13 protein-coding genes are annotated in these 15,722 nt (G+C 30.6%); 1 reads left to right on the forward strand and 12 read right to left on the reverse strand.

Features of this window, described 5'->3' with window-relative positions; genetic code table 11:
- Positions 1-119 precede the first annotated feature (119 nt).
- The 12 genes from rpmE to ACK2WN_RS05290 form a co-directional block, all read right to left on the reverse strand.
- On the reverse strand, positions 120-320 hold the full coding sequence (rpmE, locus tag ACK2WN_RS05235) for a 50S ribosomal protein L31 (RefSeq protein ID WP_040410747.1): 201 nt from the start codon (positions 318-320) through the stop codon (positions 120-122).
- A gap of 102 nt (positions 321-422) precedes the next feature.
- A complete protein-coding gene (rho, locus tag ACK2WN_RS05240) occupies positions 423-1,733 on the reverse strand; it encodes a transcription termination factor Rho (RefSeq protein WP_300530007.1) in 1,311 nt (436 codons plus the stop codon).
- A gap of 203 nt (positions 1,734-1,936) precedes the next feature.
- A complete protein-coding gene (gene galU / locus ACK2WN_RS05245; RefSeq protein WP_300529974.1) occupies positions 1,937-2,857 on the reverse strand; it encodes a UTP--glucose-1-phosphate uridylyltransferase GalU in 921 nt (306 codons plus the stop codon).
- Between the two features lie 492 nt (positions 2,858-3,349).
- Positions 3,350-4,258, reverse strand: a complete 909-nt coding sequence (locus ACK2WN_RS05250) for a Ppx/GppA family phosphatase (RefSeq protein WP_416155006.1) — start codon at positions 4,256-4,258, stop codon at positions 3,350-3,352.
- Positions 4,259-4,276: 18 nt separating this feature from the next.
- Complete coding sequence (locus tag ACK2WN_RS05255; protein ID WP_006441165.1) at positions 4,277-4,519, reverse strand: RNA-binding S4 domain-containing protein; 243 nt, start codon at positions 4,517-4,519, stop codon at positions 4,277-4,279.
- A gap of 107 nt (positions 4,520-4,626) precedes the next feature.
- A complete protein-coding gene (locus tag ACK2WN_RS05260; protein ID WP_006441164.1) occupies positions 4,627-4,905 on the reverse strand; it encodes an HU family DNA-binding protein in 279 nt (92 codons plus the stop codon).
- Between the two features lie 221 nt (positions 4,906-5,126).
- The gene (mazG, locus tag ACK2WN_RS05265) at positions 5,127-6,725 is read right to left on the reverse strand and encodes a nucleoside triphosphate pyrophosphohydrolase (protein WP_416155007.1); all 1,599 of its coding nucleotides are present in this window, start codon (positions 6,723-6,725) and stop codon (positions 5,127-5,129) included.
- 31 nt (positions 6,726-6,756) lie between these two features.
- The gene (locus tag ACK2WN_RS05270) at positions 6,757-8,370 is read right to left on the reverse strand and encodes a putative polysaccharide biosynthesis protein (RefSeq protein WP_300531145.1); all 1,614 of its coding nucleotides are present in this window, start codon (positions 8,368-8,370) and stop codon (positions 6,757-6,759) included.
- Positions 8,371-8,591: 221 nt separating this feature from the next.
- Entirely contained in the window at positions 8,592-9,605 is a 1,014-nt protein-coding gene (locus tag ACK2WN_RS05275) for a peptidylprolyl isomerase (protein WP_416155008.1), read from the reverse strand.
- Between the two features lie 79 nt (positions 9,606-9,684).
- Complete coding sequence (mfd, locus tag ACK2WN_RS05280) at positions 9,685-13,128, reverse strand: transcription-repair coupling factor (protein WP_416155009.1); 3,444 nt, start codon at positions 13,126-13,128, stop codon at positions 9,685-9,687.
- A 106-nt stretch (positions 13,129-13,234) separates the two neighbouring features.
- Positions 13,235-13,795, reverse strand: coding sequence for an aminoacyl-tRNA hydrolase (gene pth, locus ACK2WN_RS05285; RefSeq protein ID WP_006441159.1), 561 nt, complete (start codon positions 13,793-13,795; stop codon positions 13,235-13,237).
- Positions 13,796-13,832: 37 nt separating this feature from the next.
- Positions 13,833-14,495 (reverse strand): prepilin peptidase, encoded by a 663-nt coding sequence (locus ACK2WN_RS05290; protein WP_416155010.1) that lies wholly within the window; start codon positions 14,493-14,495, stop codon positions 13,833-13,835.
- Positions 14,496-14,854: 359 nt separating this feature from the next.
- On the opposite strand from ACK2WN_RS05290, the gene ACK2WN_RS05295 reads away from it, so the two are divergent.
- Positions 14,855-15,358 (forward strand): hypothetical protein, encoded by a 504-nt coding sequence (locus ACK2WN_RS05295; RefSeq protein WP_329998854.1) that lies wholly within the window; start codon positions 14,855-14,857, stop codon positions 15,356-15,358.
- Positions 15,359-15,722 lie beyond the last annotated feature (364 nt).

Raw genomic sequence — 15,722 nt, forward strand, 5'->3', positions numbered from 1 at the left:
TTTTTTAATTGTTGTATAAATTAAAAAAGCAAAAAATAAAGGCAGATGTTTATATATCTTCAAATCTAATTGAAAACATATAAACACCTGCCTTCTGATAGCTAATGTGTCTATTATTCTTATTCCATGTTGAATCTTTTTTTGAATTTGTCGATTCTTCCACCTTTTTCTATGTTTTTCTGTTTTCCAGTGTAGAATGGGTGGCATTCTGAACATATTTCAACTCTTATTTCGTCCTTAGTTGATCCAGCTATGAAAGTGTTTCCACATGCACATCTAACTTCAACTGGTTTGTAGTTTGGCTGTATATCTTTTTTCATTTGTTTCACCTCTTTCTTTATTTTTAATAAGTATGTAAACTTGTCTTTTACAATATCAACTTCCTTATTATATCACAATTAGAAACGTGTTTCAAGAAGATTTTATAATGACTTTAACATACTTATGAATTCCTTATTTGTTTTTGTCTTTTTCAATAGTTCTAGCACTTTATCTGTAACTTCTAATACAGACTCATTGCTCATTTGTCTTCTCAGCGTCCATAGAGCAGATTTTTCTTCTTCTGTAAGAAGTAGGTCTTCTCTTCTAGTACCTGATTTATATATATCAACTGCAGGGAATATTCTCTTTTCTGCTAGTTTTCTATCTAGATGAAGCTCCATATTTCCAGTTCCTTTAAACTCTTCAAATATTACATCATCCATTCTAGATCCAGTTTCAACAAGTGCAGTTCCTAGTATAGTAAGAGAACCACCCTGTCTTATATTTCTAGCTGCACCAAAGAACTTCTTAGGTCCATGAAGCGCACCTGGATCTAAACCACCAGAAAGTGTTCTTCCCGTTGGAGATATCGTTAAATTATATGCTCTTGCTAATCTAGTTATACTGTCTAATAGTATTACAACATCTTTACCATGCTCAACAAGCCTTTCGGCTCTATTAAGCACCATCTCTGCTACTTTGACATGATGGCTAGCAACCTGGTCAAATGTAGAGTAAATAACGTCACCTTCTATAGACTCTCTCATATCTGTTACCTCTTCAGGTCTTTCATCTATTAAAAGTACTATAAGTTCAACGTCTGGATGATTTTTAGTTATACTATTTGCTATGCTTTTTAAAAGGACAGTTTTACCAGCCTTAGGAGGAGCAACTATTAATCCCCTCTGACCTTTTCCTATAGGAGATATAAGATCTATTAATCTAGTAGCTATATTGTTCTGCGTAGTTTCAAGAGTAAGTTTTTCTTCAGGATAAATCGGTGTAAGTAGCTCAAAGTTTGTTCTTCTCTTTGATGTTTCTGGATTTTCATCATTTACTGTTTTTACATATATAAGAGCTCTAAATCTTTCTCCACTCTTAGGCTTTCTAGTTATACCCATTACTTTATCTCCAGTTTTTAGATTAAATCTTTTTATCTGTGATGGAGATACATATACATCATTTTCTGTAGATAAATAATTAGTTCCTCTTAAAAATCCAAATCCATCTGGAAGTATTTCTAAAACGCCTTCAGCATCTTCTTTTTCATCTTCCGGAGTTTTATAATCTTCTTTTGGCTTTTGCTCACTATTTTTATTTTCTCTATTATTCTGTTTTGAATTATTTTCTTCTCTATCTTTTTCAAGTATCTTTTCAATTAATTCTATTTTCTTATATTTTGTAACTGATTTTATACCCATTTCCTTTGCAGTTTCTCTAAGTTCACTAAGAGTTTTTGATTCTAGCTGCATATTTATACTCAAACTTAAAACCTCCTATCTAATAGCTTAAATTTATAATCCAGCTATTAATGATAATAGCACAGTTATACTTGTAAGTACCATTACTCCAGCTGCACCTATTGCTATTACCTTTGTCATCATCTTTTGTTTTTTTGCCAATATTATCACCTTCTATTTCTAGAATATATAAATATATATTTTAAACTATATGGCTATTTATTAGGATTTGCTTTTACGCTTTTTTTATTAGCTTCTTCATCGTGTTTTTTGCAAACATCTTTTAGATAATCAAGGAATCCATCCTTTAATTCATCTCTTTTTAATGCGAAGTCTACAGTTGCTTCAAGGAATCCTAATTTATCACCAACATCGTATCTTCTACCTTCAAAATCATATGCGTACATAGCTTCTTTTTTAGATAATTCTTTTAACGCATCTGTAAGCTGTATTTCATCACCTTTTCCTGGTGGTAAATCAGAAAGTATATCGAATATTTCTGGAGTTATTATATATCTTCCAAGTATAGCTATATTAGATGGAGCTTTGTCAGAATCTGGTTTTTCAACAAGATCTTTTACTTTGTAAACTCTATCTTCTATAAATTTGGCATCTATTATACCGTATTTATTAGTATCTTCTTTAGCTACCTTCTGTACTCCTAGTATAGTAGTTCTATATTCGTCATATGCGTCCATAAGCTGTTTTAAGCATGGAACTTTGTTATCTACTATATCATCACCTAGCATTACAGCAAAAGGTTCATCTCCTATAAAGTGTCTAGCACAGTATATAGCGTCCCCTAATCCTCTAGGCTCTTTCTGTCTTATATAGTGTATGTTTATCATATTAGATATATTCTGAACTATCTCAAGAAGCTCCGTCTTTCCTTTGTTTTCAAGTTCTAATTCAAGTTCAACAGATTTGTCGAAGTGGTCTTCTATTGATTTTTTATTTCTTCCTGTTATTATAAGTATTTCTTCTATTCCAGAAGCTACAGCTTCTTCAATTATATACTGTAGAGTTGGTTTATCGACTATAGGTAACATTTCCTTAGGCTGAGCTTTTGTTGCAGGAAGGAATCTTGTACCAAGACCTGCAGCTGGTATAACAGCTTTTCTTACTTTTCTCTGCATTTTTTTATCCTCCATTGGTAAATAATTTCTATTTCAATATTAAATATATTACAAGGTATCATTTTATATTTTAACACCAATGTACTTATTTTACCATCTTATTCTCTACTTTTGTTAAAAATTCATACTATCAACAAAACTATTTATTACTCAAAAAATATTTTAATAAATAAATTATATAAGTAAATAATATACACTATAAGATATATATTTTTAGATTTATTTTATTATTGATATATATTATTTATAATAATGTATAATATATCTTATCCACAAAACAATCAACATATCCACATATTCTTTTTACTAATATTCCTTTATTTTTTAGGCTTTAATTATTCTATTTACCCAAAATTTCATTTTTAAAACATGTATTATCAACATTTTTTTCATCTTTATCAACAAGTTATCAAGATGTTTATACACATTTTGTTGATAACTTTCAACTTATCCACTACTTATTAACAGATATTAGCTTATTAAGTATAGCATTTATAATATATTAGAATATGCCATCCCCTCTAGATTATCATACTCACTAACAACAACCTCATCTTTTGAAAGATTTTCCATTATACAAATTAAAATTTCTGTTCCAGCAGCTATTATATCTGCTCTCTTTGGCTGTAGCCCGTTTATATGTTTTCTTTCTTCATCTGAGCATTCTACAAATCTGTCTAACATGCTGTATACTTCTTTTTTAGTTATCCTACTTCCATGAACTTTCTCCATAGAATACACTTCAAGATTTTGATTTACGGCAGAAAGAGATGTTATTGTTCCTCCAATTCCACACACGCAACCTATTTCTTTTTCTTTTAGATAAGATATAATATCCTTTATCTGGTCATTTATAAATTCTCTCATATTAGAAAATGCTGCATCTGTATATCCTTCAGATAGGAATTTTTCTGTAAGTCTAAGAGCGCCTATGTTTATACTTACATTTCTTTTTATCCCTTCTCTATTGCCAAAGATAAACTCTGTAGAGCCTCCACCGATATCTATAACCAATATATCTCCATCTGTGTCTATACCACTTATAACACCTGAAAATCCTAATCTAGCTTCTACCTCTCCGTCTACAACATTTACTTCTATTCCAGCTTCATCCTTAGCTCTTTTGATAAACTCACTTCTATTCTTACTATCTCTAAGAGCAGAAGTACCCATGCAGTAAATATTCTCACATCCATACTCTACACATATATCATGATATTCTTTTAATGCATTTATATTTCTTTCCATAGCCTCTTCAGTTATAAATCCATTCTCATCTACACCCTGACCTATCCTAGTAGTATTTACATACTTTTTTCTATCATTTAGCTTTCCATCTACTAAATCAGCTGTAAGAAGCCTCATAGAATTTGTTCCTATATCTATAGCACCTATTTTCAATCTCTTACACCTCACAAATTAGTCAATCTGTTCATAAAGTTCTTTTGCATCATTTTTTAGAACATGTTCTCTTATTTCATTTATTTTAAACTTCATAACTTTTTCGCCAAATGTTATTTCTAACTCATCTCCTATATTCACTTCACTAGATGATTTAGCTACTTTTCCATTTATTTTAACTATTCCTTTGTCACAAGCTTCCTTTGCAACAGTTCTTCTTTTTATTATTCTTGAAACTTTAAGAAATTTATCTAATCTCATACTATCAATCCTTTCAAATTATCTTTTATTTATAATTAAATCTATTATTTTTCCGTATACGCAAAAAGTGCAGCAGAAGCTGCACTTTCTATTATAATTGCGTATTATTATGCATTAACTTTGTCTTTTAATCCTTTTCCAGCTTTGAATACTGGAGCTTTAGAAGCTGGTATACTTATAACTTCTTCTGGGTTTCTTGGGTTTCTTCCCTGTCTTGCGGCTCTATCTCTAGTTTCGAAAGTTCCGAATCCTACTAACTGTACTTTTTCCCCTGAAACTAATGCTTCTTCAACAGATTCCATAAAAGCATTTAATGCTGCTTCTGCTTCCTTTTTAGTTAACTCACTTTTTTCTGCCATTTTTGATACTAATTCAGCTTTATTCACAGTATCTACCTCCTAAGTTTATTTATATATTTATCGTTCTCCTAGTTCTTAAAAGATTTATCTAGGATTCAGATTTTTTATACTACCTCAAATCAAAGGCTATTCTATAATAATAACGTAGCTACCTTGTAATTGCAATAGATAGACGCTTTATTAATGTATTTTTTTATAATTATTTATTAGTCGATTATTATGAATATCTATTATTTTAATTTTTTTGATTATATTTCTAATTCTTTAGCCTGATCCCAAAACTTATCCATCTCTTCAAGAGACATTTCATCAAAAGTTTTTCCAGATTCGATTACCTTTTCTTCTACAAATCCAAATCTATTCACAAACTTATCTATTGTTCCATTAAGTGCCTCTGTAGTGTCTACATCAAGGAATCTTGCAAGATTAACTATAGAGAATAATAAATCTCCCAATTCTTCCTTTATGTATTGTATCTTCAATGTATGGTATTCGTCAAGCAATTCAAGATTTTCTTCTTTAATTTTTTCTAAAACATCTAATTTATTTCCTAATTCATTAATTATGTCAACATTTTTTGTCATTTCAGCAAATTTTTCAGGATATTTTTCTGCAACAAATCCTGCAAAATCTAATTCATACGCTTCTCTAACTTCTTCGTATTCTTCCTCAACTTTAGAGAAGACGTCGTATATATCATCCCAATCAAATCCAACTAAAGCTGCTTTATGTTGTACTTTTTCCGCTTTCATTAAAGCTGGAAGATATACTGGAATTCTTTTTATTCCTTCTGTAATTGTACTTTCACCTTTTTCTTTTTTCTTTATTTCTTCCCAAGTTTTTTCAAACTCATCTCTATTTATATTTGCATCTCCAAATATATGTGGATGTCTTGTTATAAGCTTTGTACAAATTCCATTAGCAACTTCACCTAGGTCAAACATTCCCTCTTCCTTACCAATCTGGCAGTGGAATATAACCTGAAGAAGTACATCACCTAATTCCTCTATCATTTCATCTATATCGTCATTTTCAATAGCGTTGTAAAGCTCATAAGCTTCTTCAATGACAGAATTTTTAAGAGATTCATGAGTCTGTTTCTTATCCCAGTCACATCCATCTGGAGCTCTTAATTTATCCATTATAAGCTCTAAATCGTGAACTGTATTGTATTTCTTATTTTCCACTCTAGGGACATAAAGGCTCGTTAAGTAGTCAAATTCATTTTCAGCCCAGTCTAACTCACAAAGTCTAACCTTCTTGATGAATTCTTCTCCTTTTATACCCGCTCCTCTTACAATATAAACCTCTTGTTCATCGTCGTATCTATTCATAAGGTATAGCTTAACCTCTGAAGCTATAAACTCATCATATACCTGTGTAACAATTAGATTTATATCTGTATCTATATAAGATGTCTGCATTTCAAATGCATCTACTAATCTAAATCCATTTGAAGGGTCAAATGCTAAGGCTTCAAACATAGCGTCTACAAAACTCATTGAAGCCACGACATTTACATCTATATTGTTTTCTTTAGCTAATTTTTCTATCATGTCTACTGTTTTTTCAGCAACTCTAGGATGCCCTGGAACAGCATAAACAACATCTTCACTCTTACCTTCTTCAACTATAAACTCAGATATTTTTCTGTACACATCGTCAAAATCGTCGTTTTCATCGTAAAAATGGTCTAGTGATTCAAATTTAGTTAATTTTTCAAGATCTTTTACTACAGGATGTTTCTCTGTTCTTAAAAATACTTTTTTAGAGTTTTTAAGAGCTTCTATAGCACCATAACTTATTAGAGATAAATCTCCAGGTCCTAATCCAACTATATTTATCATAATCTATCACCCTTTATAATTTATAATCGTTTTATTTTACAAGTCTAACTTTTTTAAGTACTTTATATATTTTATCACCCTTAGGCATAGTTTTTATTTCTTCTACTGTTATAGCACCTATTCCTAAAAGAACAACAACGTATACTACAGCACCAACTATTATTGAAAGTAGTGTAGCTATTGTATTTCCTAGCATAGGAGATGTTACAAAGTATGCTAATTTAACAGCTGCAAACATTGATATAACTGTTATTAAAGGTTTTATTATAAATTCTCTCTTAGAGAATTTTACACCCATCGCTTTTTTAACGAAAGCTATGTTTATTATAGCTGCAACTGTATACGCAGTTACTGTACCCATTGCAGATCCAAGTACGTTTATTGATGGTATTGCAGTTAATGTATAACTTATAGTTATTTTAAATGTCATACCAACTATTAAAGCTATAACTGGAACTATAGCTTTACCCATTCCCTGAAGTATTCCTGTTAATGTCTGTATTAATCCAAGGAATATTACACAAGGAGTAAGTGTAAATAATATTGTACCAACTGTTGAAGGCTCTGCAGGGAATAGTAATTTCATTATTGGACCAGCAAGTGAAGCCATACCAAATGCACATGGTAATACTATTATTAAAGTGACTTTTACTGCACTTAATGTATCTTTTCTAGCTTTTTCTTTATTTCCTAATGCATAAGCCTGAGATATAGATGGAACTAAACTCATACTCATAGCAGTAGTTATAACTGCTGGAAGGTTGATTATAGACATAGCCATACCTGTAAGCTGTCCAAACATAGAGTTTGCTTCTTTTAGGCTATATCCTGCCACCATAAGTCTTCTTATAACTATACCGTTGTCTACCATATTTACAAGTGGCATAACTGATGCTCCTATAGTTATTGGTATTGCAACAGCTAATAGGTTTTTAAATATTCTACTAAAGCTTTCTTCTTCAAATCTTTTACTTTTTTCTAATCTTTCTCTTCTTTCTTTAGCACCTCTTGCAAATGCTGCAAGTAAGTAAATTATTGATGCTAAAGCCCCTATAGCTGCCCCAGATATCGCACCTGCTGCCCCCATAGTAGGTCCAGCTGATTTCATAAGCATATAAGCTAATCCTAAACCTAGAACAACTCTAAATATCTGTTCAACTATCTGAGATATGGCAATCTTAGTCATATCTTTCTGTCCCTGGAAATATCCTCTATACGCAGACATAAGAGGTACTATTATTAGCGCTGGAGCTATAGCTCTCATTGAATTTAATGCATCTGGATTTTTTATAAATTTAGTAACTATCCATTCTGCACCAAAGAAGAATATACAGAACGAAATTATACCTGTTATGAAAAGTACCTTACTAGATACCTTAAATACTTTGTTCGCTCCTCTTTCATCTCCTATCGCTAACTTTTCAGAAACTAGTTTCGCAACCGCAGTTGGAAATCCAGCTGTAGCTAGCGTTAAAAATAATGTATATACTGGATAGGCAGACTGATAATAACCCATCCCTGTCGATCCTATCATATTTCCTAGAGGTATTCTGAAGAATGCACCGATTATCTTAACGGCAACACCAGCTATCCCTAGAATAAGTGCTCCTTTCAAGAAAGAGTCTTTAGTTTTATCTTTACTCATAATTTTCCTCCATCTTTATTTTATATAACAGATTTTACTATACCATATTTCAAGTTAAATATTCAAGTTTACGCATTAATTTCTTTGAATTTCTAACGTTCTCAGAGTTTTCTAAAACATTTTTTATTTGATTTTTTACAAAAAAATAAACTGTTTTCTCAATTTTTTATCAAGAAAACAGTTTATATTATGTTTTTAAAAATTATTCTTCTTAAATTATATTATTTTTCTACAAATTCTGCAGATTCTATTACTTTATCGAATTTTTCTATTTTAGCTTTTTTCTGAAGTTCTGCTATTTTTTCACCGTATTTATTTTTTAGTATTTCTTCTTTTATACCTTCTTTAGCTTCATCAAAGCTAGTAGTTTCTTTTATTCTATCTGTTACTTTTATTATATGGTATCCAAAGTCTGTTTTTACAAGATTTGATACTTGTCCTGGTTCCATACCAAATGCGGCATCTTCAAATTCCTTAACCATCATACCTTTACCAAATGCTCCTAAAGCTCCACCATTTGCGGCACTTCCTGGGTCCTGAGAGTATTTTTTAGCAAGTTCTGCAAAATCTCCACCAGCTTTTACTTCTTTTAAAACTTTTTCAGCTTTTTCTTTAGCTTTTTTCTGTTCTGCTTCTGGAAGAGGTTTATTCTGGTCGTCTGTAGTTTTTATAAGTATATGTGATGCCTCAACTTCATCTTTTTTGTATTCGTCGATATGTTCATCATAGTATTTTTTCATTTCAGAATCAGAAACTTTTTCTTCACTGTAGAATTTTTCCTGAGATTTCTGTATTAAAAGACTTAACTTAGCCTGTTCTTTTAGAAAATCATCACTTATCCCTAAATCTTCAGCTGATTTTTTTATTTGTTCATCTGAATTTACATAAGTTTTTAAATCATTGTAAGAAGACTGTATTTCCTTATCAGTTACTTTTATTCCTTCTTTTTCTGCATTTTGAGCTAATAATTCAGTATTTATCATTTGGTCTAATACTAAAGTTTTGTATTTATCCTTATATGTCTGCCCACTCTGGTCTTTCTGTTCCCAACCTTCAGCTCCACCTATAGTAGATTCTACTGACGCCTTGTTCATTTTTAACATAAACTCATACTGTCCTAAAGTTATTTTTGTCCCATTTACATCTGCAACAGCTTCGTTTAAATCTTTCTGCTTACAAGCAACTAAAGATAAACTCATCAGTCCCGCAAGCACAATTGTCATTAATTTTTTCAAATTGACACCCCTTTTCTAATTTAATTTAAGTTAATTATCATACATCTATCTCTATATTATCATGTAGAGATTTTTATTGCTACTTATCTTTATTTTCTTCGTTTTTCTCTTTTTTCTCTTCGTCTTCTTTTTCAAATTTTTCCACATATTCTTCTAACAATATCTGTATCTCTTCAACAACCTTATATCCAACCTTAGATTTTGCTCTATATCTCATATATGGATTTAAAAATACTTCATTTTTAATTTGATATACTTTTTCGATTTTTAGCTTTTTACAAAGAGATTTTATATACGCTATAGACAATAATGTCTGAGTAGGTCTTGGTATATCAGAGAATCTATCCTCTAATTCCTCTTGAACTTCGTACATATCTTCTTTACTATCGATTGAAGCAATTTTTTTGTACATTTCAATTTTTGCCATCTCATCCTCTATATATCTATCTGGTATATATGCATCCACTGGTAAGTCTATTTCTACATCTAATTCTATTACTTCAGGTTCTCCTTTAATTTTTCTAATAGCTTCATTTAACATCTTAACGTATAAATCGTAACCTATTACAGCCATGTGTCCATGTTGCTGAGCACCTAACACATCACCAGCACCTCTTATCTCAAGGTCACGCATAGCTATCTTAAATCCAGACCCAAACTCAGTAAATTCCTTTATAGCTTTTAATCTCTTCTCTGCTATTTCACTAAGGCTCTTATTTCTCTCGTACATCAAGAACGCATATCCCTGTCTAGTACTTCTACCCACACGTCCTCTAAGCTGATAAAGTTGAGCAAGCCCCATCTTATCAGCATCGTAAATTATCATTGTATTGGCATTTGCAATATCCATACCTGTTTCTATTATAGTAGTACATACAAGAACGTCATATTCTTTTTGCATAAATGCTATTATAATATCTTCAAGCGTCTTTGAACTCATTCTACCATGAGCAACAGCAACTCTTGCATCTGGAACTAGCTTTCTAACCTTGTCTGCAATCCCTTCAATTCCCTCTACTCTATTGTAGACGAAGAATACCTGCCCACCTCTTGAAATTTCCTTTTCAATTTCATCCTGAATAATACTATCTCTAGCTTCTGTAACATAAGTTATTACTGGATGTCTTTCCTGTGGTGGCTCTTCTATTACACTCATATCCCTTATTCCAGATAATGACATGTGAAGAGTTCTAGGAATTGGTGTTGCAGATAGTGTAAGAACATCTACAGTATTTTTTACTTTCTTTAAAGTTTCCTTGTGCTTAACCCCAAATCTCTGCTCCTCGTCTATTACAACAAGTCCAAGCTTTGGGAGCTCTATATCTTTAGAAATTATTCTGTGCGTACCTATAAGTACATCTACCATTCCTTTTTTAGCATCTTCTATGATTTTTTTCTGTTGCTTAGGAGTCTTAAATCTACTAAGAACCTCTACTCTTATCGGATAATCTGCAAATCTTTCACTAAATGTATTGTAATGCTGCTGTGCAAGTATAGTCGTAGGAACAAGTATAGCAACCTGTTTTCCATCCATACAAGCCTTAAATGCAGCCCTTATAGCGACTTCTGTTTTTCCGTATCCAACATCTCCGCATATTAATCTATCCATAACCCTTGAAGATTCCATATCCTTTTTAGTATCTTTTATAGCTTTAAGCTGGTCATCTGTCTCTTGATATGGGAATTTATCCTCAAATTCTTTCTGCCATACTGTGTCTTTAGAGAATTTATATCCCTTGATTTTTTCCCTTTTGGCATACAGGTTGATAAGTTCCTGAGTCATATCCTCGATTTCTTTTCTGACCTTAGCCTTAGCCTTTGTCCACTCTTGTGTCCCAAGTCTACTAAGTTTGACCTTCTCAGCCTCAGCTCCGATATATTTCTGAACCTTGTCCATTTGGTCAATAGGCACATATAAATTATCTCCATCTCTATAGACTATCTTCATATAGTCTTTCTTAATTCCATCAACAGTTATCTGATCTATACCTGTATATCTACCTATACCGCTATTTTCGTGAACTACGTAATCTCCAGGATTTAAGTCTAAGAATGAATCTATTTTCTGTGCATTTGTATTTTTCTTTTTCTTCTTTTTCGATTTTAATCCACTTCTCTGAACACCGATCATTTCTTTATCAGTTATAATAGTGAACTTAATATCTCTATACTGGAACCCTTCGCTAATTGCAGCTTCCATTATTATAGCCTGAGATGATTTTATCTCTGTATCTCTCTTTTTAGCTATCGAAGTTTCAACATCGTATTCAAATAAAGCTTCTTTTAATTTCTTTGCCCTTTCTGAGCTGTTCACCGCAAGAATAATCTTGTGCCCAGAGTATTTTAATCTCTGAAGCTCGTCTGCAAGAATATCTATCTTTCCATTAAATGATGGCACCTCTCTACTGTCGAAGTTCAATATTTCCTTTACATTAAATCCTTTAACAGCCTTTGGTAATAGAGAGTTTATCACTATATTTCTATCGCCTATACAGTACTCTAAATCTATATAATTGTAGACTAAATTTCCCTGAGATTTTAGTGCAGTTCCTCTTTCCAAGTTCATCTTGTAGCTGTCTTTAAATTCTTCAGCAAAATTTTCGCATCTTTCTTTCATCCTAGATATATCATTGATAAATACTATCGCCTTTTTATCTAGATATTCAAAAATACTCTTCTCTACATCTGGATAGAAGTAGTCTATATAGTTTTCTATTCCATCAAAGTACTCTTTTCTCGCAATTTTATCTATAACAGCCTCTACATCGTCACTGCACACTTTTCCTCTATCTTTTTTCATCCTAGAAACTGTTTCTTCAACATTTTCAGGATAGATAAATTCCCTAGAAGGAGTAATTATAAACGATTTCAGTTTATCTATAGATTTCTGAGAAAATACGTCAAATGTTCTTATTGAGTCGATTTCATCATCAAAGAACTCAATTCTTATAGGGTTTTCATATTCAAGTGAGAATATATCTACAATCCCACCTCTTACGCTGAACTGTCCAAACCCCTCTACCTTTGATACTCTCTCATATCCTAATGAAACCAACTTTGAAGATAACTCTTCTATATCTACTATATCTCCTACCTTGTATTTAAAAGTATTATCTAATAATACATCTTTAGGTAGGTATTTTCTAAGTACCGCATCTGCAGTTGTAACTAGCATTAACTTTTCTTTTTTTGCCAATTTAAGCAGCGTCTTTATTCTTTTCGCTTCCTGCTTTCTATCTTTAGCATCTAAGTAATAAAATCTTATCTCATCTGAAGTTAAAAGCTCTACCTTATCATTAACGTAGAATTTTAAATCTTCGTAAATCTTTCTCGCTTCATATTCAGTTGAACCTACAAAAACAATAGGCCTTGAAAGATCCTTGAATAGAGATGAAGATATATGAGCTTTTTGAGCCTGATTTAGACCATTTACAAGCAGACATCTTCCCTCTACATCAAGTTTTTCTTTAAGTTTTATATATTCCTTTGAATTCTGAAGCGGATTAAAAAATATATCTCCCATTTTTTTCGCTCCTTTAATTCTCTACATTATATATTAAATTATTTTCCTTAACTCTAGCTTATTAAGTATCTATTTATTTCAAAATCACTCTTTACTTTGATAGTTATTATCCGTTGTATTTATTCATAGCCATGTCGATTCCTTCTCTTATCATAGAATCTATTGCTTTTGCAGTTTTTTCAAATCCTTCATTCATAGCTTCGTCCTGTTCTTTTGGAACTCTTGAAAGAACGAAATCAGCTAAATCTCTTCCTTTATCTGGCTTTCCAACACCTACTCTAAATCTTGGGAAATCTTTAGTTCCTAAGCACTGAGTTATAGATCTCATACCGTTGTGTGTACCTGGGCTTCCTTTTTTTCTTATTCTAAGTTTTCCTACATCTAAATCTATATCATCGTATATCACTATCAGTTTGTCTAAATCTGGTTTATAGAACTGATAAAGGCTAACTACAGACTCACCACTTAAATTCATATAAGTTGTGGGTTTTACAAGAACAACCTTCTCTGTCCCAACTCTACCTTCTCCTATTAAAGCCTTATGTTTTATCTTTGTAACACTTATTCCGTATTCATCTGCTAATCTGTCTATTACTTCAAATCCTGCATTATGTCTAGTCTTTGCGTATTTTTGACCTGGATTTCCAAGTCCTACTATTATATACATTTGTTCATCTCCTTTTTTAATCAATTTTTATATTATCCTAAATTATTTTCTCAATTATATCGAGGTAGCACTTTACTATATCAAATCCGAGAATATTCAATATAGCTGCGATAATTATATACGGAGCAAAAGCAATTTTTTTATCCCTATTTCCACAGATAAATCTTATAATCAAAAATATTGCAGAAACAAGAAAAGAGCCCGGTATCAACGATAACGAACTTTTAAATCCAATAGTCATAGCACAAAGAGCATACACACCTACATCTCCTGTACCCATCATATTGGTCGCCTTTACTATTAAATATGAAATCAAAGCACATAGCAAACCTGCCAACACACTATCTACTAAGATTTCAACATTTCCATTTACAATTTTAACTACACTCTGAATTATTATACCACTAAAAACAAGAATATCATACACATACATTGTATAATAATCTATTAAACTTATAATAATTGCTAAAATAAAAAATATAAAATAGCCAAATCTATCCAAATTATTTGGATAAATTTTAAAAATAGAGATAGTGTATGCAAATGTAGATATTATTAAGAATATCTTCAATTTTTTTATATTGATTTTTTTATAATCCTCTTCTTCGATAAAAGCTTTTACAACTTTTTGTACGATTGAAGTAATTATTATTGCAAATAAAAACGATAAAAATAAAATCTCAAACTTTTCTAAATCCATCTTTTAATTTTCTCTCCTTATATTTAATTTACTTTCCGTATTAATAAATATTTCTATCAATATTATTTACAATATATTTTCATTTAATACTTTTATTTTATATTTTATTATTTATTAAAATAATTATATCTCATTATATTTTTAATATATAATTTACTATCTTGTTTATTTTTTCATACAAATTCCATTATATCTACATTATTATTTCATTTTCATTTATATTTTGTTACAAAATAATAGTAATTTTTTAGTATATTTATTTTGTAGTTACATAACATTTACAGAAATCGTTTTTTTGTTATTTTTATTTCAATCTATGCTATAATCATAAAAAATAAATTTCAAGGAGGATTTACCCTATGAATATCAAAAAAAATAAAACACTTTATTCTTTATTATTATCTGGAGTATTAATATTTAGTTCATCTGCTCCTATACTAGCAAGTGTTAATGCAGAGGAAGTTACATCTGAAATTCCTTTATTAGAAGAAGTTAGCACTACAGATAATGCAAATTCTGATGTAACTGTCATAAACAATGTTGATGAGTTAGAAAACTACATAGCTGATTATGTATATGAACATAAAGCAGAAATAACACCCTATTATGTTGGTTGGAAAGATGACTTAGTTTCTGGACAAAATTACTGGAATAAATCAAAACAAGGTAAATGTGTGGCTAAAGTTATAAGTCCAAGCTCTATAGTAAAAAATGCTATTTTAAGTTTAACTATAAAAGATATACAAAATCTTTCTTATAAAGCTTTAGCAAAGAAAATTGCAAGTAAGGGTATAAAAGCAAATATATCTCTTGCTGTAGCTTATGATATAGCTAAGTGTGTAAAAAAATATCCATTTAGTTAAATGTATAAATTTAGACTATTTATAAAAAGGATAGATTTTTATGAAAAAAAATAATTGTATTAATTTAATTTTAAAATTTATTTTTCGATTTATACAACTTTATCTTATCTTTGCTGCTGCAAACGTAGTATTTGATAATAATTTCAACTTATTAAATTTATCCTCTATTTCTTTAGATGATTTAACTTTTGATATACTATTTTTCATTATTATAGTATTTATTGAGTTTAGAGATAGATTCTCTTTAAAAGATAAGACCAGCTATTAAAAGTCAATAGCTGTAATAAAAAAATAATAATATTTTAAATTAAAAATAAAAATTTGCATCACAAAAAAGCCTAACGGCTAGTTAAAATTTAAAACT

Source organism: Peptacetobacter sp. AB800 (assembly GCF_047807365.1).
Lineage (GTDB): Bacteria > Bacillota > Clostridia > Peptostreptococcales > Peptostreptococcaceae > Peptacetobacter.